This is a genomic window from Anaeromicropila herbilytica (genome assembly GCF_016591975.1).
GTDB classification, from domain to species: Bacteria; Bacillota; Clostridia; order Lachnospirales; family Lachnospiraceae; genus Anaeromicropila; species Anaeromicropila herbilytica.
In genome coordinates, this window is record NZ_AP024169.1 from 3034780 (window position 1) to 3057492 (window position 22713).

At 32.1% G+C, this 22713-nt stretch carries 25 protein-coding genes; 1 reads left to right on the forward strand and 24 read right to left on the reverse strand.

Translation table 11 applies throughout. From position 1 onward, the window contains the following. Positions 1-161: 161 nt before the first annotated feature. Entirely contained in the window at positions 162-1475 is a 1314-nt protein-coding gene (locus bsdtb5_RS13150; protein WP_271712441.1) for a DUF512 domain-containing protein, read from the reverse strand. Positions 1476-1805: 330 nt separating this feature from the next. Here bsdtb5_RS13150 and bsdtb5_RS13155 point away from each other — a divergent pair, with 330 nt between their 5' ends. Further along, the gene (locus tag bsdtb5_RS13155) at positions 1806-2990 is read left to right on the forward strand and encodes a ribose-phosphate pyrophosphokinase (protein ID WP_271712442.1); all 1185 of its coding nucleotides are present in this window, start codon (positions 1806-1808) and stop codon (positions 2988-2990) included. A gap of 154 nt (positions 2991-3144) precedes the next feature. Here bsdtb5_RS13155 and pgeF read toward each other — a convergent pair whose 3' ends face one another. The 23 genes from pgeF to bsdtb5_RS13270 form a co-directional block, all read right to left on the reverse strand. Beyond that, positions 3145-4029 (reverse strand): peptidoglycan editing factor PgeF, encoded by an 885-nt coding sequence (pgeF, locus tag bsdtb5_RS13160; RefSeq protein ID WP_271712443.1) that lies wholly within the window; start codon positions 4027-4029, stop codon positions 3145-3147. 71 nt (positions 4030-4100) lie between these two features. Beyond that, positions 4101-4451 carry a YraN family protein gene (locus tag bsdtb5_RS13165; protein WP_271712444.1) on the reverse strand — a complete coding sequence of 117 codons (351 nt, stop codon included), beginning with the start codon at positions 4449-4451 and terminating at the stop codon, positions 4101-4103. An 18-nt stretch (positions 4452-4469) separates the two neighbouring features. Continuing rightward, the gene (locus tag bsdtb5_RS13170; RefSeq protein ID WP_330611627.1) at positions 4470-4859 is read right to left on the reverse strand and encodes an EscU/YscU/HrcU family type III secretion system export apparatus switch protein; all 390 of its coding nucleotides are present in this window, start codon (positions 4857-4859) and stop codon (positions 4470-4472) included. A gap of 96 nt (positions 4860-4955) precedes the next feature. After that, positions 4956-5714, reverse strand: a complete 759-nt coding sequence (locus tag bsdtb5_RS13175; RefSeq protein ID WP_271712445.1) for a ribonuclease HII — start codon at positions 5712-5714, stop codon at positions 4956-4958. A 76-nt stretch (positions 5715-5790) separates the two neighbouring features. After that, the gene (gene lepB / locus bsdtb5_RS13180) at positions 5791-6564 is read right to left on the reverse strand and encodes a signal peptidase I (RefSeq protein ID WP_271712446.1); all 774 of its coding nucleotides are present in this window, start codon (positions 6562-6564) and stop codon (positions 5791-5793) included. Positions 6565-6679: 115 nt separating this feature from the next. Further along, on the reverse strand, positions 6680-7588 hold the full coding sequence (gene ylqF / locus bsdtb5_RS13185) for a ribosome biogenesis GTPase YlqF (protein ID WP_271712447.1): 909 nt from the start codon (positions 7586-7588) through the stop codon (positions 6680-6682). A 23-nt stretch (positions 7589-7611) separates the two neighbouring features. Continuing rightward, on the reverse strand, positions 7612-8190 hold the full coding sequence (lepB, locus tag bsdtb5_RS13190; RefSeq protein ID WP_271712448.1) for a signal peptidase I: 579 nt from the start codon (positions 8188-8190) through the stop codon (positions 7612-7614). Between the two features lie 144 nt (positions 8191-8334). Then, on the reverse strand, positions 8335-8682 hold the full coding sequence (gene rplS, locus bsdtb5_RS13195; protein ID WP_271712449.1) for a 50S ribosomal protein L19: 348 nt from the start codon (positions 8680-8682) through the stop codon (positions 8335-8337). Positions 8683-8810: 128 nt separating this feature from the next. After that, positions 8811-9308 (reverse strand): NUDIX hydrolase, encoded by a 498-nt coding sequence (locus bsdtb5_RS13200; RefSeq protein WP_271712450.1) that lies wholly within the window; start codon positions 9306-9308, stop codon positions 8811-8813. 109 nt (positions 9309-9417) lie between these two features. Continuing rightward, on the reverse strand, positions 9418-10146 hold the full coding sequence (gene trmD, locus bsdtb5_RS13205; RefSeq protein ID WP_271716103.1) for a tRNA (guanosine(37)-N1)-methyltransferase TrmD: 729 nt from the start codon (positions 10144-10146) through the stop codon (positions 9418-9420). A gap of 106 nt (positions 10147-10252) precedes the next feature. Further along, complete coding sequence (gene rimM, locus bsdtb5_RS13210) at positions 10253-10762, reverse strand: ribosome maturation factor RimM (RefSeq protein ID WP_271712451.1); 510 nt, start codon at positions 10760-10762, stop codon at positions 10253-10255. A gap of 61 nt (positions 10763-10823) precedes the next feature. Continuing rightward, on the reverse strand, positions 10824-11054 hold the full coding sequence (locus bsdtb5_RS13215; protein ID WP_271712452.1) for a KH domain-containing protein: 231 nt from the start codon (positions 11052-11054) through the stop codon (positions 10824-10826). A gap of 99 nt (positions 11055-11153) precedes the next feature. Continuing rightward, positions 11154-11396: a 30S ribosomal protein S16 gene (gene rpsP / locus bsdtb5_RS13220; RefSeq protein WP_271712453.1), complete on the reverse strand. Its 243-nt coding sequence runs from the start codon at positions 11394-11396 to the stop codon at positions 11154-11156. 213 nt (positions 11397-11609) lie between these two features. Further along, entirely contained in the window at positions 11610-12956 is a 1347-nt protein-coding gene (gene ffh, locus bsdtb5_RS13225) for a signal recognition particle protein (RefSeq protein ID WP_271712454.1), read from the reverse strand. A gap of 16 nt (positions 12957-12972) precedes the next feature. Continuing rightward, positions 12973-13395, reverse strand: a complete 423-nt coding sequence (gene ylxM / locus bsdtb5_RS13230; protein WP_330611629.1) for a YlxM family DNA-binding protein — start codon at positions 13393-13395, stop codon at positions 12973-12975. A gap of 650 nt (positions 13396-14045) precedes the next feature. Beyond that, entirely contained in the window at positions 14046-15458 is a 1413-nt protein-coding gene (locus tag bsdtb5_RS13235) for an oxaloacetate decarboxylase subunit alpha (RefSeq protein WP_271712455.1), read from the reverse strand. A gap of 128 nt (positions 15459-15586) precedes the next feature. Beyond that, complete coding sequence (locus bsdtb5_RS13240) at positions 15587-16738, reverse strand: sodium ion-translocating decarboxylase subunit beta (RefSeq protein ID WP_271712456.1); 1152 nt, start codon at positions 16736-16738, stop codon at positions 15587-15589. A 72-nt stretch (positions 16739-16810) separates the two neighbouring features. After that, positions 16811-17272, reverse strand: coding sequence for a biotin/lipoyl-containing protein (locus bsdtb5_RS13245; protein ID WP_456318960.1), 462 nt, complete (start codon positions 17270-17272; stop codon positions 16811-16813). 65 nt (positions 17273-17337) lie between these two features. Beyond that, the gene (locus bsdtb5_RS13250; RefSeq protein ID WP_271712458.1) at positions 17338-17724 is read right to left on the reverse strand and encodes an OadG family protein; all 387 of its coding nucleotides are present in this window, start codon (positions 17722-17724) and stop codon (positions 17338-17340) included. Positions 17725-17737: 13 nt separating this feature from the next. Beyond that, a complete protein-coding gene (locus bsdtb5_RS13255; protein ID WP_271712459.1) occupies positions 17738-19165 on the reverse strand; it encodes an acyl-CoA carboxylase subunit beta in 1428 nt (475 codons plus the stop codon). Between the two features lie 324 nt (positions 19166-19489). Next, positions 19490-20329: a PRD domain-containing protein gene (locus bsdtb5_RS13260; RefSeq protein WP_271712460.1), complete on the reverse strand. Its 840-nt coding sequence runs from the start codon at positions 20327-20329 to the stop codon at positions 19490-19492. Positions 20330-20357: 28 nt separating this feature from the next. Then, positions 20358-20834, reverse strand: coding sequence for a PTS sugar transporter subunit IIA (locus bsdtb5_RS13265; protein WP_271712461.1), 477 nt, complete (start codon positions 20832-20834; stop codon positions 20358-20360). Between the two features lie 182 nt (positions 20835-21016). Next, complete coding sequence (locus tag bsdtb5_RS13270; protein WP_271712462.1) at positions 21017-22618, reverse strand: PTS transporter subunit EIIC; 1602 nt, start codon at positions 22616-22618, stop codon at positions 21017-21019. Positions 22619-22713 lie beyond the last annotated feature (95 nt).

Genomic DNA, 22713 nt, shown 5'->3' on the forward strand with positions numbered 1-22713 from the left:
CTAATCTTTAATAAAATCAACTTATTTGATATAAACCAAATTTTATTAAAGAATTGTATTATTATTTTTGTTATAAATATATATATCAAGACTGCCACTTTCATCTATTCACAAACTCAAATCATGCAGTACAGATAAACTTACATAATAGCTTTTCAGCTTCATTTTTTCAAAACAGTATCAATAAGTGACTGACCGTCTGATTTTACAATACGAATTGGAATTTGTAAAGCATTTTCTATATCCTGCACTGTCATATCATCTAGTAATATATCCGTATCTGCTCTTAATAAAACATCTGGTAAGATTAAAAATTCACCTAAATCTTTACCCTTTAACTGTTTTATGATATCTTGCCCTGTTAACAATCCAGCAACTGTGATATCTTCACCAAAGAATTCATTCTTAATAGGATAGACTTGACCCCTAATATTAGGATATTTCATATTAACTTTATTCATGATTTCTTCTATAATAGGCGCTGCTAATAAACCCGTTGCTAAGGATATATGGTAATCTTGATCGTCACCTTCTAAATTTTCTAATGCTTCATCTACTTCATCGATCAAAGAACGAACCATCCCAACTCCATTTTCAATCTGACCATATCCTTCATAATAAGAAGCTTCTGGAATTGGTAGATTGGCAGTGATATACCATTCATCACTTGCATGAACAAATCTTGTCCCGTGTTCTTTTAAATATATGTCTTGGTATTTACGAATGATGTCTAATACTTCTTTCGCATCCTGTTCACCGAACTTTGTTAAATCCTCTAAACCTTCTCGATATTTTGTCTTACCTACTGGAACAACTGATAAGCTCTGCATATATGGAAGATACTTTGCTAGATCTTTTATTGATTTTTCTAGTTCCTTACCATCATTTAAACCCTTGCATAATACAATCTGACTGTTCATCTCAATCTGTCCATCATACAACTGCTTAATCTTATCTAACGCATCTCCAGCAAATCGATTGTTTAACATTTTTACTCGTAATTCTTTATTCGTTGTATGAACCGAAATGTTAATTGGAGACAATTTATATTGAATAATTCGCTCAATATCCTCTTCCTTCATATTAGTAAGAGTTATATAATTACCCTGAAGAAAGGATAGTCTCGAATCATCATCTTTAAAATATAACGTATCTCTCATACCTTTTGGCATCTGATCAATAAAACAAAAAACACATTTATTTCTACAGGATAAATAAGAATCCATGAGGCCTTCTTTAAATTCTATCCCTAAATCTTCATTATATTCTTTTTCTATTTCAAGTTCCCATTCTTCACCATTTGGTTTACGAACTAAAACCTCAAGATATTCATCATTGATTAAAAATTGATAATCAAACACATCTTTAATTTCTTTACCATTGATACGAAGTAAACAATCTCCTGGTTCAATCTCTAGTTCATAAGCGATACTATCCTGCTTGACACTCTTTACTTCATGTCCAATTTTATTCATATTTATGCCCATGCCTTTCAAATCTTAGATGACCTATTATAAATAGTCAAAATCAGAAAAGTTGAATATTTTTTTATAAATAATCTAACTTCTTATATTACTAATAGCAAAACTACCCACTTACCCTAACATACATCATAACAATTAATTTAGAATTTGTAAACTATATTTCATGTACTTGATTGTGTTCTTGACGAATGATATCTTAAGTGTTATAAATGTAATAGTTGCGTAGGATTTTACGCTTATTAGTATCCCAAACTCAATTATATATTTTTGAGTTAGTTAAAATTCATACAAATTACATTTATTATTTGGAGGAATCATTGCATGACAACCGTTAATATCCCAACGTCTGAATCTATACCTGTTGCGCCGCTTAAAATTATTGCTTTAGACAGTTGCAAATCCATGGGTGATAAAGTAAATGATTACATCGTAGACTCAAGACATTCCCAAGTGAATCAAAATGATCACACCCTCGCTTTTTTAGGTTATGAGGCAGATAACTATCTTGCAAATGCTGTTTGTCCAAGATTCGGTTCAGGTGAAGCAAAAGCCGTAATCAAGGAATCTATTCGTGGTACTGATCTTTATATCTTAGTTGATGTAACCAATCGTGAAATTTCTTACAATTTATGTGGAAATAAGACATTCATGTCTCCAGATGATCATTTCCAAGATCTTAAGCGTATTATCGCTGCTTCTAATGGAAAAGCTCACAGAATTAATGTTATTATGCCTTATTTATATGAAGGCAGACAACATAAGCGTTCGAAAAGAGAATCTCTTGATTGTGCGTTAGCATTACAAGAATTGTCTAATATGGGAGTTGATAATATTATCACATTTGATGCACACGATCCAAGAGTGCAAAATGCTACTCCAATTCGTGGGTTTGACAATTTCTACACAACTCTTCAATTTATCCGTCAATTCCTATATACCGAAAAAGATTTAAAAATTGATAAAGACAACTTAATTATTATCAGCCCTGACGAAGGTGGAATGAGCCGTTCTATCTACTATACTAATGTATTAGGCGTAGATATGGGTATGTTCTATAAGAGAAGAGATTACTCTACTATTGTAAATGGCAAGAACCCAATCATTGAACACCAGTATTTAGGACGCTCTATTGAGAACAAGGATGTATTTATCGTAGACGATATGATTTCTTCCGGTGAAAGTATTCTAGAAGTTGCATCAGAATTAAAGAAACGTAAAGCACGTCGTGTATTTATTGCAGCAACTTATGGTTTATTTAGCGAAGGTTTTGATAAATTCGATAAAGCTTATGAAGATGGAATTATTCATCGTATCTATACAACCAATTTATCTTACTGCTCACAGGAATTATTAGACAAGCCATACTATGAATGTGTTGATATAAGCAAATATATAGCTTTAATCATAGATACATTAAATCACGATACTTCTGTTGATAAGATTTTAAATCCAACTACTCGTATTCAAGAATTATTAGAATCTTTTCGTAATGGCAACTTAAAATAATGCTGTGAATACTGATTATGAAATGATTTATGAATTGAATTCACATAGTTAACTGAATAAATTAACTATTATTTTCCAAAGAACCAAGGTATTTATTGATATCCATATATCAACAAATACCTTGGTTCTTATTTTATAAGTTATTTATGTGATTCTATGAGATTGATAAGAAAGCTGCTAAGTTACCTCTTTTCCCCTTTGTTGCACGATGGGAGAACAATATATCATGATTGCAGCAGGTACAGACACTTGAAATTGTAATATTTTCTTCCTTAATCCCTGCTTCCATTAGTATATATTTATTTACTAACCATAGATCAAGCTGATACTTACCATTCTCTTTTTCTTCAAGAATCTTATCTACAATCTCTTCCTTGAAATTAGTTCGAAATTCATTAGCAACATCTTCACTAACTTCGTAGCAATCACGACATATGGATGGCCCTATGACAGCGATTATATCATCTGGAGATGAATTATAATTCTCTTTCATAGCTTTAACTGTTTCATTACCAATCCTTCTAACAGTACCTTTCCAGCCAGAATGGGTTAGTCCTATCGCTTTATTTACCGGATCAACAAAATACAATGGCACACAGTCAGCATAAAATGTAACTAAAGGAATGTCTTTTTCATTTGTAATTAGCCCATCGATTTCTTTTATGTCACTATCCCTTACGATTCCTTTTCCCATATCTGCTTTTATTACCTTATGGATCTTAATATCATGAACTTGATCGGAAAAAACCAGATTATCTTTCACCAGGCCAATGGCTTCACAGATCCTTCGATAATTTTCAGTTACCGTTTCCGCCATATCTCCTCTATGAAAGCTAAGATTCATTGTTGCTAGGTCGCCCGTACTAACTCCACCTAGTTTGGTTGAAAAGCCATGTTTAATAAAAGGTATCTTCTCTAAAACTTGAAATTTAATTACTGGAACCTCATCCTCTTGATTAAAATAAATGATATGATTATCTTTATTATATTTCTCATTTATTATTTGATTGCTTTCTTTCATCTTTAGGCGATTACACATGCTTCCTCCTATCCAATTCTTATCCATGTATTATAAAAGTTCGTAATGTAAGAATTTTCATATGTATCTAACTATATCTCAAATGCATCCTGAATCACTTTAATCTCATTATCTAAGATTACAACTGCATCAAAGCGACATGGAGTATCTTCATAATATCCATGAGAATACATATAATAATTTGCTGATTGAATGATTGATTTTCTTTTTCGATAATCTATTGCTTCTTCTGGATATCCATTATGAATTGTAGTTCTGTATTTCACCTCTACAAATACCAAATATTTGCCGTCTTTTGCTATAATATCAAGTTCACCACCACGATGGTAAAAATTTAGTTCTAGTATGGTATATCCTTTTTCTCTTAAATGATTAGCTGCAAGTTTTTCGTAATCTCCGCCAATTTTTCTCTTATTATACATCGATAATTATCTCCCTTATTACTTTTTCGTATATTTATCAGGAAATACCTTGCTTTTAATACGATCTAAATTATCGACAAATAATAAGACTTCTGCTACAACTCCATATAGCTCAGAAGGAATATATTCTCCGATTTCGAGTTTCGATAATGTATTTGCCAATTTCTCATCTTTATGAACTGGTACATCCGATTCCTTGGCCACCTGTACCATCTTATCCGCTACATACCCTTTTCCACTAGCAATAATTCTAGGAGCTGTATCATCTGCATCATAAGAGATAGCAACTGCAGTTTTTACTTTATTCTTATTGTTCAATTTATTTCTTTCATCTGTTTCATTCTTATTGACATTTTCTATCATATGATTGTAAACTACATTTTCTTTTTTTCTATCTTCTTTATTCATACAAGCTCCCATCTGTCGCCATCAGCGACGTACTAATCAGGGGTATGGAACACTTCAAAAATTAATAGAATTGTAATCTTTCCACACCATCACTCTTTATACAAAATTCTTTATAAAGGAATCTCTATGTATTGGACATTTACCTACTTCCTTTAGAGAATCAATATGATCTTTAGACCCATATCCCTTATTGCTTGCAAATCCATAGCCCGGATATATGATATCATATTCTCTCATCATTTGATCCCTAGTAACCTTTGCTACAATACTAGCTGCCGCAATTGAAATACTCTTCGCATCTCCCTTAATAATACCTACTTGCTTTATTGATACTTTTGGTATATGAACCGCATCATTTAATAGAAGATCAGGTACAACATTAAGCTTACTAATAGCAATTCTCATTGCCTCGTAAGTTGCTTCTAATATGTTAATTTCATCAATAACCGCAGGTGAGACTACACCAATTCCTACTGCAACTGCTTGTTCCATTATAATATCATATAGTTCTTCTCTTTTTTTCTCGCTTAGCTGCTTGGAATCATTAATATATAAGATATTACAATCCTTTGGTAGTATAACAGCACCCGCGACAACAGGGCCTGCTAACGGTCCTCTTCCAACTTCATCTATTCCACAGATATAAGAATATTCTTCATATTTATGTTCATATTCCTTCATCTTTTCGATTCGCTCTAACTCAAGTATTAACTTGTCCTTTTCTTTTCTATACTTTTCAATAATCTTCTTGACTCCAGCTCTTTCATCAGTAAGATATTTTTGAATCAATATATCAATTTCTGAAATATCAGCCATAGCAAATTCATCTTTTATATCATTTATCTTAACACTCATATCACATTAGCTCCCATCTGTCGCCATAGGCGACATACAAATCAAGGGTGTGAAACGCTTTTTTTCACACTAGCTCCTATCTTATCCCACCAATTTTATTGAATGGCCATAAGCGAAATATTGCTTTTCCTATAATTCGTTCTCTCGCAATCTTACCAACAGCTGAATCCCTACTATCCATGCTATCGTTTCGATTATCACCTAACACAAAGTATTCTCCCTTTTGTAGTACAATTGGCTTACTAGCATCTCCAGATTCTTTTATCACTTCTTTACCATAGTTTTCCTTAATAGGATCACCATTAATATATATGATTCCTCGAATAATCTGAACCGTTTCTCCTGGAAGTCCTATAATTCTTTTGATATAATAAACACCTTTTGATTTTGGGAATACTACAATATCAAACCTAGCCGGATCATCATTTAAATAAGTTAACTTATCAATAAATAAATAATCCTTATTCTCTATTGTATTTTCCATAGATTCACCATTTACTCTTGTATATTGCCCTACATAGGATGTGAATAAATTAGCAAAAACAAATGATACCAATGCGATGAGAATAAACTTAAATACTTCTTTATATACTGATTGAAATGAGCTATGATTATTATTTACATTATATAATGTATCAATATCTATATCATCTTCTAGCTTACAGCAGGGTTGTTCTGTTTCTAACTGTACCGATTCTTTTGTATCTTTTTCAATCATATTATTTAAATTAATTAAACTCTGATTATTCTCACCAAATTCATTGATATTATAATTATTTTTATCTTGATAATATCGTTTCATATCCTTAACAAATTCAATACTATCTTCAATTTCTTCCCTTTTATCCATACAGTACTCCCTTTTCTAAGAAATGAATCTTCACGATATGAATATTTAATCAATGGTAATACCTTTATTCTATCATATTAATTTGGAGTTAACAGTATTTTAGAAAATTTATTTTCTATTTCGATTGATCAATCTCTTTACCTTCATCTATTGCTTTTGTATCTTCAAGCACTGTTTCAGTAATTTCAGGGAATTCAAGTGTAATTCTTCCAATACGTCCGTTTCGATAGTCATCCAAGATAATACCTGCTGCTTTATTAACGTCCAGCTCATTTCCCTTTAATTTACAGCCTCGTCTATCTGCAATTCGTTGTAATGTCTCTAATGAATCTTCTGACTTTTCAATTTCATACTTCTTTTCAAGCATTCCACTATATTTGGAATGCATAAATTTAATAAATTCCATAGAAAGTTCTGTTATGTTTAATATTTCTTCCTTTATAGAACCGATAAATGCTAATCTAAGTCCTACTGTTTGATCTTCAAATTTTGGCCAAAGAATACCCGGTGTATCTAATAATTCAACATTCTTATTTAACTTAATCCATTGTTTACCTTTTGTTACACCTGGTTTATTTCCAGTTTTTGCACATGCCTTTCCTGCAAAACTATTAATAAATGTAGATTTACCCACATTCGGTATTCCAACTATCATAGCTCTAATTGGTCTATTTAAGATTCCTCTTTTTCTATCACGCTCTATTTTTTCCTTACAGGCTTTTTGTATTACTTCATGAACTGCTTTCACTCCTGAACCGCTCTTTGAGTTCACTAATGCAACGAAATATCCTTTGGATTCAAACCACTTTTTCCATTCCTCAGTATATTTCTGACTTGCTAAATCGTATTTATTTAATAGAATAATTCTAGATTTATTCTTGGCTAATTCATCAATATCTGGGTTCTTACTGCTTAAAGGTACTCTTGCATCGACTAGCTCTATCACTACATCGATTAGTTTAATATCTTCTTGCATCTGACGTTTTGCTTTGGTCATATGACCTGGGTACCATTGAAAATGCATATTCTACCTCAATTCTTTATTCTCTACTTTTTGTTTAACTGGCTAATAATCGAAAATTTATTCACTCGCAAAATTGCTTTACCAACAATTTCATCACTTATAACATTTCCAATATTAGCGTATCTACTATCTTCACTATTGTTTCGATTATCGCCCAGTACAAAAAATTCGTCTTCATCTAGGGTTATTTTGTCATCAGCGATTCCACCATCTTTAATTGACTTAACTTTAACCTCTTCTTTTAGTTTTTTACCATCAATATATACAAGACCATTTTTAATCTGTACTGTTTCCCCTGGAAGACCTATCACTCTTTTTATATTATAATAACTATGCTCTTTACCACTCTGATCAAATACAATGACATCATATCTTTTTGGCTTAGTTATTTTATAAGCTAACTTATTCACGATAATAGTATCCGCTGGCATAAGAGCATTCTCCATTGATTTTCCGACAACTGTGACTTTTTCAACTCCAAAATGAATAGTTAAAAAAGCAATTCCTATCACAATTACAATCTCTACTGCCCACACAGCAATTTCCTTTAAAATTCTCTTAAAAATTGGCTTTTTATCAAAGGATTCATAACTACTCTTCATACTTACTCCTTATTATAGAACTCAGCTTTCTCGAATTCTTTCACTTATCATTTACTAATTTATCATGTTAAAAAAGGGACAATACATAAGTAGTTGTCCCTTCATCATCTCATAATAAAAATAATAGAAAACCTAATATCTTAATTATTTAACTAATTCTTTAACTTTAGCTGCTTTACCAATTCTTTGACGTAAGTAGTTTAATTTAGCTCTTCTTACTTTACCATGTCTAATAACTTCAATTCTATCAACATTTGGTGAATGAACTGGCCAAGTTTTTTCTACGCCAATACCGTTTGATGACTTTCTAACAGTGAAAGTTTCTCTTGCTCCACCATTTTGTCTCTTAAGTACAACGCCTTCAAATACCTGGATTCTTTCACGAGATCCTTCTTTTACTTTTGCGTATACTTTAACAGTATCTCCTACATTAAATTCAGCAACTTCGTTCTTTAATTGAGCTGCTTCAATGTTCTTAATAATATCGTTCATTTGTGTGACCTCCTTCAATATTTAGATGTTCTTAATACACTCCGTAGCAGAGGAACATCCCATTTCACAACATCTTATTCTATCATAGCCTTTTCCATAATACAAGCATTTTTTTCAAATTATATACTTTATATATTTTCTAAAAAGTTTTTTAACAAAAAAATACTAAGACTACAATCTTTTATACTTTTACATGCCTCATACATATTCATCCATACTGCTTTGTCCATCCCCCTTGATATATGAAAGTCCTCTTTATTTACTTTGCACACATACCCTAGATGCAGTATATTATTTTGATTATGATAGCAACTACTTAAATACTTGACGCTTTGAACATCTAAACCTAATTTTTTTTCAACATCAAAAGCAATCGCGTCTTCTACATTACTACTTTCGTACATTGAATTAGTAGCAATACAAACGTAAAGCTCTTTTTCAATTCTATTTTCGTTATGAAAAATTACCACTTCATTCAACTCATTTACCACTAGAGAAATTAAATTAACATGAGCTTTTTGAAATTTAGGCATCATGCAAGAATCATATTTACACTCATATAAATCTTGATTTTTATCATCTTGCTCACAGCTAGAACTAGAATTGATAGGAACGTCAGATTTCATAAGATTCCTCCCCAAAGATTGCATTTATTCTATTATAGCATTCCATCAGGTGATAGTAAACGCGCATTATCTTCCAATCGCAAACTATAACTTTAATGATAATGATCTTTTAGTTTAATCCCAGTTCCTTCTTTTCTTTCTCCGTGAGACTAGCATCTTTTATAAGATCAGGCCTTCTCGTGGCTGTTCTTTGTATTGATTGCATTCTTCTCCATTGTTCAATCTTTTGATGGTGTCCTGATAATAATACCTCTGGAACTTTTCTTCCTTCGAACTCTTCAGGTCTTGTATATTGTGGATATTCAAGTAAATTATCATGAAAAGATTCAATCTCAGCAGAGACATCGTTATTTAGTACACCTGGAACTAATCTTGAAACAGCATCTATGACTACCATTGCTGCCAATTCTCCGCCTGTTAGCACATAATCTCCTATCGATAGATTATCTGTCACAATCATTTCTAATACTCTTTCGTCAATTCCTTCATAATGTCCACATAAAAAGATAAGTTCTTCTTCTGCAGCTAATTCTTTAGCAATCGATTGATTAAATACTCTACCTTGTGGTGTCAAAAATACAACTCTTGGCTTTTTATCTTTCTGGGTTGTACCGGCAATAGACTGATAAGCCCTATATACAGGTTCAGCCTGCATCACCATTCCAGCCCCACCCCCATAAGGATAATCATCTACCTTTTTATGCTTATTTACAGAATAATCACGAATATCAACCGTATTAAGCTCAATAATCTCTTTCTCGATTGCTCTTCCTATGATGCTTGTATTCAGCCCTTGCTCAATCATCTCTGGAAATAGTGTTAATACATGATACTTCATTTCTATACCCATTATATAACCAATCTACTAATTGATTCGTTATTGCCACTAAATAGGTTAAAAGAATCTTTGTGGCATTCCTTTCTAGATCCATTTTCCTTCAACCTTAATCCAAAAGTCCATTCATTAAGTGAACTTTAATCACTTTATTCTCTATATCAATATCTAAGATACATTCTCTGATAGAAGGCAATAGAATTTCTTTATTATCCTTAGTTTTAACTACATATACATCATTTGCAGCTGTTGTCAAAATTTCCGTTAATACACCTAATTCTTGTCCATCTTCTGTAATAACTGCTGAATCTATAATATCATAGATAAAATATTCATTTTCTTGTAAAGGCACTGCCTCTTCCCTTGCTATTAAAAGGTCCTTACCTTTATATTTTTCAATCTCATTAATGTTATCATAACCTTTAAATTTTAATATAACCATTTGTTTAAAAAATCGTACATTTTCTATCTCAAGCTCCAACTGCTCTTTACCAGTATCTAAAATAACTTTTTTTAACTTCGTAAATCTCTTGTTATCATCTGTCGTTGGAAATACTTTTACTTCTCCTTTAATACCATGTGTTGAAGAAATAACTCCTACTCGCAATAAATTATCCATAGAAAACTCCTATTCTTATTTTTAAAAAACCACCAACATTAGTTGGTGGTTTATTATTTTTTTATTGTTCTATTTCAACAATAACTTTTTTATCATCTTTCGAAGCTGCAGCTTTTACCACAGTACGAATGGCTTTAGCGATACGGCCTTGTTTACCAATTATCTTGCCCATGTCTTCGGTAGCTACTTTTAGTTCAACAACAATTGCCTTGTCAGTCTCACTTTCTGTAACAACAACTTCATCTGGATGATCCACTAGTGACATAGCAATTACTTCAACTAATTCTTTCATTACCTTCACCTCCAAACAGAAGGTGATATCATATCTAGTGCCAATTCAATTAATAAATCCTTTAATTAAACAGCGATAGAAACTGATAAATCACTTCTATTATTTAATACCAGCATTTTTTAAAATCTTGCTAACTGTTTCTGTTGGTTGTGCACCATTAGATAACCATTTTTTAGCTGCTTCTTCATTAACACTGAAAGCACTTGGTTGTTTTGTTGGATCATAAGTACCGATTTCTTCGATGAATTTACCATCTCTAGGTGCTCTTGAATCTGCAACAACGATTCTATAGAAAGGAGCCTTTTTTTGTCCCATTCTTTTAAGTCTAATCTTAACTGCCATGTGTTTCACCTCCTTAGTTTTTTCTTTATATAGTTATTGTATATAATCACTTGCTTACTTTGTCTAATGACATACAAGTTACATGTGGAAATTTATATTTCATAATTTCACACTTCGTAATTGATTATAACAAAAAACTGACGAATGTCAAGTAATTTTCTTTACACTTATTATTTTTTTAATTAATAATAATAAAAAACTTACTTATAACGCTTATAATCCAAATGGTAATTTAAATTTACCGCGCTTCATATTCTTTCCAGACATCATTCCAGACATCTGCTTCATCATCTTCTTAGAGCTTTCAAATTGTTTGATTAGCTTATTAACTTCACTAATATCAACTCCCGCTCCTGCTGCAATTCTTTTCTTTCTTGACGGATTAATAACAGCTGGATTGCTTCTCTCTTCTTTTGTCATGGAACGGATAATTGCTTCAGTCCCTTTGAACATATTATCATCAAGTTCAACATCTTTTAATTGAGAACCCATTCCAGGAAGCATACCAAGGATATCCTTGATACCACCCATCTTCTTCATCTGTTCCATCTGATCTAAGAAATCATCAAAGTTAAATTCTGCTTTACGAATCTTCTTATCAAGTTCTCTTGCCTTGGTTTCATCAATCTCAGCTTCTGCCTTTTCAATTAATGTAAGTATGTCTCCCATTCCTAGAATTCTTGAAGCCATACGATCTGGGTAAAATTGTTCTAGATCAGATAATTTTTCACCCATACCAATATATAAAATAGGTCTTCCGGTAACAGCACGAATTGATAATGCAGCACCACCTCTGGTATCACCATCTAACTTCGTTAAGATAACACCATCGATTCCAATTTTGGAATTAAACATCTCAGAGACATTAACCGCATCTTGACCTGTCATTGCATCAACTACTAAAATAGATTGATGTACATCAACATTTTGCTTAATTTCCATTAATTCTTCCATCATGCTCTCGTCGATATGAAGACGACCAGCTGTATCTAGAATTACTACATTAAAATCATTCTTTGATGCATGTTCAATAGCTGCCTTTGCTATATTAACAGGCTTATGTCCATCTCCCATTGAGAATACACTAACACCTTGCTTTTCACCATTTACTTGTAATTGCTTAATTGCGGCTGGACGATATACATCGCAAGCTACTAATAATGGTTTACGGCCTTTTTGTTTGAATTTACCTGCCAATTTTGCAGTTGTAGTTGTTTTACCAGCACCTTGAAGACCGCACATCATAATGACAGTTATCTCGTTGGATGGCTTTAATGAGATCTCTGTCATCTCATCGCCCATTAAAGAAACCATTTCTTTATTAACGATATTAATAACCATCTGTCCTGGTGTTAAGCTTGACATAACATCTTGACCTATTGCTTTTTCTTCTACTGATTTTATAAAATTTTTAACTACTTTAAAATTAACATCAGCCTCTAATAAAGCCATCTTAACTTCTTTCAATGCTAATTTAACATCAGCTTCTGTAAGTTTTCCTTTGCCCTTTAGGCCTTTAAATACATTCTGTAACTTCTCCGATAAGCTTTCAAATGCCATAAGCACACCCTCCTTCTTATAAATCCTCTAATATTGTGTTCGTTAATTCTATAATCGCTTCCACATGACTCAAATCTCCAGATTCCTTCACTTTATTAGCAAGCTCATTAATCTGATTTACTTTTTGTTTCGTAAGAATAAATTTATCCATCAGTCGCAACTTTTCTTCATAGACACTTAACTGCTTACTGCATCTTTTTACGATATCATGAACGCCTTGCCTACTAATTCCTTGCTCATCTGCTATCTCACTTAATGTCAAGTCATTTAAGATATAATCTTCAAATATTTGTTTATTATGCTCTTTTAATAATTCACCATAAAAATCATATAATAACGATAACTCAACGATTTTATCAATCTCTTCCATGCCATTCCTATTAGAAGATTGGTTATTCTCTTTTTCTCTAGAGCTTTTATTTAACGTCGTATTTTTCATTGAAACACCACCTGTAAAGTATTTTTCTTTACACTTGGTAGTATATACTATTTTCACCTACTATGTCAAGCTATTTGAAGACTTCGAAAGTTATCTATTTGCAGCCATTGTAAGTTATCTTCTTTACTTTTCATCATTAAATTTCACTGTTTGACGAACAAAGCTCAGCACATTTTATACTAAAAGACTAATATAAGTTTATTGAGTGTAGATTCTTGTATTATTATGCATTTAGGATTACTGGATTATTAGATTGATATTATTTAATAGACTGGATTTATTAATAAATACTAGAAAGAAAAACAAGATATACTAAGAACAAATTATATAATTTCCTAAGAATACAGTAATAAATAAAACCAAGTATATTATCCTACTATTTGTTTATTTATTCTCCCCACTGCATTCTTAAGAAATATTTAGTATCTAAAATACTCCCCTACACAGCCTTAATTATTTGCAGAAAATTCCGAATTAACAATTCTACAAATCTGTAAGCACATAAATAAATTAGGTACTATTTACTATACAATCTATCACTATTTAACCCCTTTTTCAACACATTACTTCATAAATAGTCATAATTACCTATGTGGATGTCATATTATGTAAGTATATTACTATATTTTGTCATATTATGTTATTTTATCCTATGCAGGATATGATTTACTTTCCTTATGCGCTATAGTTTGATCAATTCCTGTTTCCCTCGCATCACGGAATTTAAAATATTCCAATGCCACTTGTGGAAATAACGCATAAGTCAGTACATCTTCCTCTTGCTTTTTCCATTGGGCCATTTCTTGTTCAATTTTATCAAGTTCAGGTTCTAACAAATCCGCAGGTCTACAGGTAATTGGCGTATCCTCACCGATAACTCTTGATTGAATATCCTTATTAAAAGGCTTTACTGTCTGACCATACTCACCATGAAGAAGTGCTTTTGTCTCTTTCGTAACCATCTTATATCGTTCACCTGTAATTACATTTAAGACAGCCTGTGTTCCAACTATTTGACTTGAAGGTGTTACTAGTGGTGGCTCTCCAAAGTCCTTTCGAACTCTTGGCACTTCTTCTAGAACTTCATAATATTTATCACTTGCTTTTTGTTCTTTTAACTGTGATACCAAGTTAGATAACATTCCACCAGGTACCTGATATAATAAGGTCTTAATATCAACACCCATTACCTTTGGGTTAAGCAATCCGCTTTGCAGTGCTTCCTCTTGCATTGGTCTAAAATAGTCTGCAATCTCAGCAAGTAATTTTTGATTGTATCCTGTATCAAAAGGGGTTCCCTTGAACGTCTCAACCATTACCTCTGTTGCTGGTTGACTCGTACCCATAGAAAACGGAGAAATAGCTGTATCAACAACATCACATCCAGCTTCTACAGCCTTCATATAAGTCATTGATGCAACTCCACTTGTATAATGAGTATGTAATTGAAGAGGTATTTTTATAGCATTCTTTAGCTCCGTTACTAATTTTGTTGCTTCATATGGAACTAAGAGACCAGCCATATCTTTAATGCATATGGAGTCTGCTCCCATATCTTCAATCTGTTTGGCTAATGCTACATAATACTCGAGTGTATAAGCTTCTCCAAGTGTATATGAAATAGCTACTTGTGCATGCCCCTTTTCTTTATTTGCCGCTTTAACAGCACATTCAAGATTTCTTATATCGTTAAACGCATCAAAGATTCGAATAATATCAATACCATTTGCAAATGATTTTTGAACAAAATATTCTACCACATCATCTGCATAATGCCTATAACCCAATATATTCTGACCACGGAAAAGCATTTGAAGTTTTGTATTTTTAAAACCTTTACGAAGTAATCGAAGTCTCTCCCAAGGATCTTCTTTCAAAAATCTTAAAGATGCGTCAAATGTAGCTCCTCCCCAGCATTCAACGGAATGATATCCCACCTGATCCATCTTATCTATAATTGGCAACATCTGTTCTGTTGTCATTCTTGTTGCAATAAGAGATTGATGTGCATCTCTAAGAATCGTCTCTGTTATTTTTAATGGTTTTTTATTTAATTCATTCATATAATTAACACCCAGTACATAACACATCAGCTCTAGATGCGTTACTGCCACAATAATAGGTTGAAAGAATCACAATGTGGCATATCCTTTCTTGATTTCATTTTCTTTCAACCATTCGCAATACATCGTCATTTCACTCCAAATATAGCCATAAACACACCAGCAGCAACTGCTGTTCCTATTACTCCTGCAACATTAGGGCCCATTGCATGCATTAATAAATAATTGGTTGGATCAGCTTGGCGCCCAACTTTTTGTGATACCCTAGCTGACATAGGTACAGCAGATACCCCAGCTGAACCAATCAGAGGATTAATTTTACCTCCAGTAATTTTACACATTAATTTTCCAAACAAAACTCCCGCAGCAGTACTAATGCAAAATGCAATTAATCCAAGTCCAACTATTTTTAATGTTGTAACTTTCAAAAAGCTCTCAGCGCTTGTAGTAGCTCCCACCGATGTTCCAAGCATTATAACAACTATGTACATCAAAGCATTGGAGGCAGTTTCCTGCAATTGTTTTACCACTCCACACTCACGAAACAAGTTGCCTAGCATAAGCATTCCTATTAGTGGGGCAGTCGAAGGCAGTAATAGTACAACTACAATAGTAACAATTATTGGAAATAGTATTTTTTCCAATCTTGATACCTGTCTTAATTGCACCATTTTAATTTCACGTTCCTTTTTAGTTGTTAATAATTTCATAATTGGCGGTTGGATAATAGGAACCAATGACATATAGGAATATGCTGCTACTGCAATTGCCCCTAGATATTTCGTTTCTCCTAACTTTCCAGCCAAATAAATAGAAGTAGGTCCATCAGCACCTCCTATGATTGAGATTGCCGCTGCTGCTTTATCCGAGAATCCTATAATATTAGCAACGATGTATGTAAAAAATACGCCAAACTGTGCAGCTGCGCCTAATAAGAAGCTAGAAGGATTAGCAATTAATGGGCCAAAATCTGTCATAGCACCTACTCCAAGGAAAATTAAAGGTGGTAATATGCCCCATTCATCCAATATATAAAAATATCTTAATAAACCACCAATCCCATTATCCGAATTGTTAATTGACATCATGATATCTGGAAATAAATTTACCAAAAGCATTCCAAAAGATATTGGAATAAGTAACAATGGTTCATAATCTTTTGCAATTGCAAGATATAAAAATAAAAGAGCTACTAGGATCATAATATAATTACCTAACTTTAGATGATAGAAACCAAACTGCTCTACTAAATTATTAAGCGTATTTATTACATATTCCATTTGTTCTTTGGCCTCCTTGTATTAATCTTTATCTATATTTTTTGATATTCTTACCATGTTGTTATAACTCTTTCAATTCATATAGGTTAGGATATCTCCGGATTCAACGTTATCCCCTGCTGATATAACAATAGATACAATTGTTCCATCTTCTGGCGCAACAATTTCATTTTCCATTTTCATTGCTTCTAAGATAAACAATACATCCCCTCTTTTAACAGTCTGATTTATTTTAGCTTTAACCTCCAATATTTTTCCTGGCATAGGAGCACTCACAACCAATTTTCCTGTCATATTACTCATTTCATGATTCTTAAAATTCTCCTCTTTCTTATCCTCATCAATAGAACTATTTATAATATCTTTTTTCACCGTTTCTTTATTCATAGAGTCTTGGTTCTGATTATTGTTATTATCAATTTGTTTAGGTATAATACTAGTTCTATCCAGTGATGCTACTGGTGATTTATTTGTAGTTTCTTCAACAGCTACATCATAAGTTGTTCCATTCACCATTACAGTATAATATTTCATCATTTTTAATCCTCCTAATAAGATTCTTATATTAATCCACCAAATATTGCGGATGTATCTCTTTCCTAATCAAAGTTCTTCCAACTGCTTACATTAGCTCTTTTAATACTTCGTACAACCAAACCATCAATTGGTACTTCATCTCCAAGGTAAGCCATTATTACTGCAGTAATAACTGCAACAAGTTCCTTATTCTGTGATAACTCTTCATTATCTGTAAAAGAAACGTCCGAATTTTCACATTTTTTACTCAAAGACACTTGCTGATCTCTTTGAACCATTGACTTAGTTTTATCATCACTAATACTTTTCTCTATCATTTTGGGTACAAATTTTATTATATATATAAAAAAACTAATTAAAATTAGAACCAGAAATACAATAAGCATACCAAGTATAGTATTTAGAAGTGCATTATCCACATCCTCTATCAACAAGAATACCTCATTCATTATCTCACCTCATTTATATTGTTCCATGTTTTTTTCTTGGACGAGTTTCTCTTTTGGAGTATAACATGTCAAATGTATAGATTAGTTCTTTCCTCGTAGACGAAATCTCTATAATGCTATCAACATATCCTCTCTTAGCAGCAGCAATTGGACTAATCTGCTTCTCTTCATACTCACCTGCTTTTGTATCTAAATATAATAGCTTGTCTGTTGAAGCATTAATTTCATCTTCATATATAATGCTAGTTGCTATTTTGGAATCCATCATACCAATTTTAGAATCTTTATACGAAAATACAATATCTGCTCCAATATGTTTTGAATTCATAGTTAAATAGGCACTTCCAAACGCTTTTCCTACAATTAAATTAATCTTTGGTACAGTTGCATTAGCAAATGCATAAGTCAGTTTTGCTGCAGCAGATGCAATTGTTTTTTCTTCTTCACTATCCGCCAAGTATCCTGAAACATCTGTTAACGTTAACAAAGGTATTTCAAATGCATCACAAAAACGAACAAAACGTTCTGCTTTATAACAACCCTCAGTTGATAGAAACGCATCACCTTTCTCTTCATTCCTATGATTAGCAACTACTCCTATTGTTCTACCATTCAACTTAATGAACCCAATTACCATTTGCTTTTCGTAATTTTCTTTTATTTCATAAAAATATTGTTTATCCGATACCTCATATAGTAGATCTTTCACATCATTATTAACTTCTATATTATGTATCATACGATTTATATCATCTGTACTCTCCTCAGTAGTACACCCTTCTGAATTATTCGAAGGCAATATATCAATCAACTCTCTTACCTTAACAAATAAATTACTTTCGTCATCTAACACCATATCAGCATTTCCAGATGCTTCTCTAAATTCTGATGTAGTTGTATCATATGTAACCGAATGTTCAAAATTAAGTGTATTAGGAGGATTCACAAAAAGCTTTGCCGCATTTTTTGATAAATATGTAAAATCAGTCAGTGCAGTTGATATCGCAACTCCACCTCCACACATTCCACATACAACTGATATCTGAGGAATAATACCAGATGCTATACTTTGCTTTAGATATACTCCTCCAAAACCTTCTAGTGCATCGGTAGCTTCTTGAAGTCTAAATCCAGCACAATCGATTATTCCTATAATTGGTGCTCCAGTCTTAAGTGCCAAATCATATAAGTTCTGAATCTTCCTTGCATGCATTTCTCCAATCGAACCACCAAGTATTTTTGGTTCTTGACTATATACATAAACAAGTTTCTGGTTGATCGTTCCATACCCTGTTATAACACCATCTGCTGGCGCTTCTTTTTCCATTAGATTATAGTCTGTATTTCTTTTGGTAACAAATGCACCTATTTCTACAAAACTATTTGTATCAAGCAAGGTGTCAATCCTAGCTCTTGCTGTTATACTGATAGTATCATTCATAAAAAGCCCTCCATTTATTCTGATATCCAATTTCTGTAAATATTATTGTAGCCTATTTTCCAATATTTTTCAATATTTATTTCATTTTCATTAAATTTCTTTTTGGTATTTTCGATATTATTTACGATTTTTCTACCATTTTCTTATAGATAATTAACAAATATATTTTATATCACAATTCTACAAATTGTTAATTTAATATAATATGTAACAAATAGTTTATGCATTATGTATAGTAGAGAATATTTTTACAGCAAAAAAAGAAGCCAATTTGGTAATCAATTTTACCGAATTGGCTTCTAAACTAAATATTCAAATATTTTATTATTCTTCTTTTTGTTCTAAGTTTCTAACTCTTTCTATATGAATTGCTAAATAGCCAACCTCTACATCAGAAAATTCTTTGCGAAACTCTTTAGACAACTGCTTGCAGACATCTTCTGCTACTTGATAAGAATACGGAAATTCTTTTTTCATATAAGGACTCATATCAAGATTCAATACTTCACCTTTCATAACTCTTGCCACCATATACTTAATATGACTCATTAAACGGTTATAGGATAAAGAATTAATATCAATTTTTATATTGAATTCATTTTCAATCTTTTCAATAGTTTCTCTCACAATAATCGCTACTCGCATCGATTGAGAAACTCGCTCCTCACTTAAGGCTGAATGAATGTGAAGCGTAATATACCCTACTTCATCATCATTTATATCATATCCTGTCATCTCTTTGATAATTGCTTTACCTTTAAGAGCAACTTCATATTCTTCCTCAAAAAGCGCTTTAATGTCCAATGCAAATGGATTACTAACAAGCATGTTATTTTTAATTCGTTCAATCGAAAAAGCAATGTGGTCCGCAAGGGGAATCAAAATATTATTATCTACTTTTCCGAATTTTTTCTCAGCAACTAAAATAATTTCATGCGTAATATCTAAAAAGATAGGGTCAACACTATTTATTATATTTATTGATGATCCTTTTTCAGAATCTTCTTGTAACCCATATCTTTTTGCATCTTCAATATTCGAAAAAATCTCATCTTTTTTGAATTGAAAGCCAATTCCTTTTCCTATGAATATTATTTCCTTTTTATCCTCTTTATTAAGTGCTAATATTCCATTATTATTTAATACTTTAATCACTTGAAACATTCGTTGTTCCCCTTTGGTCTACCTGAAATTAAACAATTGAAAATATATCTTCACTTGCTGAAACATCACCAGTTTTTTGAATTTTTATTGTTTGTTTATCATTTAAATTAGTTACAATGAAAGGTGTTGCGATAGATTCAGCATTATCTTTGATATATTCTAAATCAAATTCTAATAATTTATCACCTTTTTTAACGCTATCGCCTTCATTTACTAACATTTTAAAACCTTGTCCATCTAATTTAACAGTTTCAATACCTACATGAATTAATAACTCAATTTCTGAATCTGTTTTTAATCCAAGCGCATGATTCGTTGGAAATACAAATGCAACAGTGGCATCACAAGGTGCATATACTACACCATCTGTAGGAAAGATAACAATTCCATCACCCATCATTTTTTCAGCAAATGCTGGATCAGGAGTTTCTGTTATTGATGCTACTCTTCCTTTTATAGGACAACAAAATACTTCTTCTTTTTTCTTCTTACTAAATAATCCCATTTTAATCTCCTTTAATATCAATAAATCACAAATATTGGTTTGATTATGTATTATCCTCTCGTAATTAATTATTATACATCTAAAATGTATATTACGCTAGCAACAATTTAATCAAACCAATACTATATTATTTCTACTTATAATAACCTAATTATCTATTAACCAATATTTATCCTATAGGATTATTTTCCTAAATAATCTTCTAAATTTGATTTAATAACCGATACTCTAGGTCCATAAATTACTTGAACGCCTTGTCCTTTTTTAATTACACCAGCTGCACCAGATTGTTTTAAGACATCTTCTTTTACTAAATCTGAATTTTTAACCGTACATCTTAATCTAGTAGCACAGCAATCTAAATCCGAGATATTATCTGCTCCACCAAGACCTTCTGTAATTAATTTTGAAACTGTTTCAGAATCATCTGCATTACTTCCTTTACTTGCAGCATTTGCTTTTGCTTCATTTAGATCTTTTCTAGTATATAATTTAGTTTCTTCTGTATCATCTTCACGACCTGGTGTCTTGTAGTTGAATTTCTTAATTAAGAATGAGAATAAGAAATAATAAACTACGAAGTATACTATACCAACGATTACAACCCAGATCCAGTTAGTCTTTGCATTACCTTGTAAGATACCGAATAATGTTAAGTCGATTAAACCACCTGAGAATGTCATACCTACACCAACATGGAAAATATGCATTAACATGAATGATAAACCAGCTAAAATACTATGAACAACATATAATAATGGAGCTACGAATAAGAATGTAAATTCGATTGGCTCAGTGATACCAGTTAACATAGCAGTAATTGCTGCTGATAATAAAAGACCACCAGCGATTTTTTTCTTTTCTGGTCTTGCTGTTTTGTACATAGCAAGAGCTGCACCAGGTAAACCAAAGATCATGAATGGGAATTTACCAGCCATAAATCTTGTTGCTTCAACACTGAATTTTGTTGTATGTGGATCAGCTAATTGTGCGAAGAAGATATTTTGTGCACCTTCAATAACTTTTCCACCAACTTCTAATTTACCGCCTACACCTGTTTGCCAGAATGGTAAGTAGAATACATGATGTAAACCAAACGGAATTAAAGCACGTTCAATAATACCGTAGATCCATGTTCCAGCATAACCAGAACCACGAACTAAATCACCTAATGCATAGATACCGCTTTGAATTGTTGGCCATACAAAGAACATAAGAATACCAACAAAAAGGTAAGTAATAGCACTAATAATTGGAACGAATCTTGTACCACCAAAGAATGATAATACTTGAGGTAATTCTATTTTATAAAATCTATTGTGTAATGCTGCAACACCTAAGCCTACAACAATACCACCAAATACACCCATTTGTAATGAGTTAATACCTACTACAGTTGCGGTAGAACCAGAAGGTAATGTTTTTGCAACATCAGTAATATCTAACATCGCGCTAATAGCTGTATGCATGATAAAGAATGCAATTGCACCAGATAATGCTGCAACTTCTTTTTCTTTCTTAGCCATACCGATTGCAACACCGATAGCAAAGATTAGTGGTAAGTTAGCAAATACGATATCACCACATCTACTTAATACAGTTAAAAATGAATTTAATAAAGTACCTTTACCTAAAATACCTGTTAAATGGTAAGCTTTTACCATTGTCTCGTTCGTAAATGATCCACCTATTCCTAAGAATAGACCAGCTACTGGTAAAATTGCGATTGGAAGCATGAATGAACGTCCAACACGTTGCAATACACCAAATATTTTATCTTTCATCGTCATCTCTCCTTAATTTTAATGATTTTCTATATTCTTACGAATGTATAGAAATATTAAAAAATACGTTATGATTATTTTCTACCTTTTTTCAA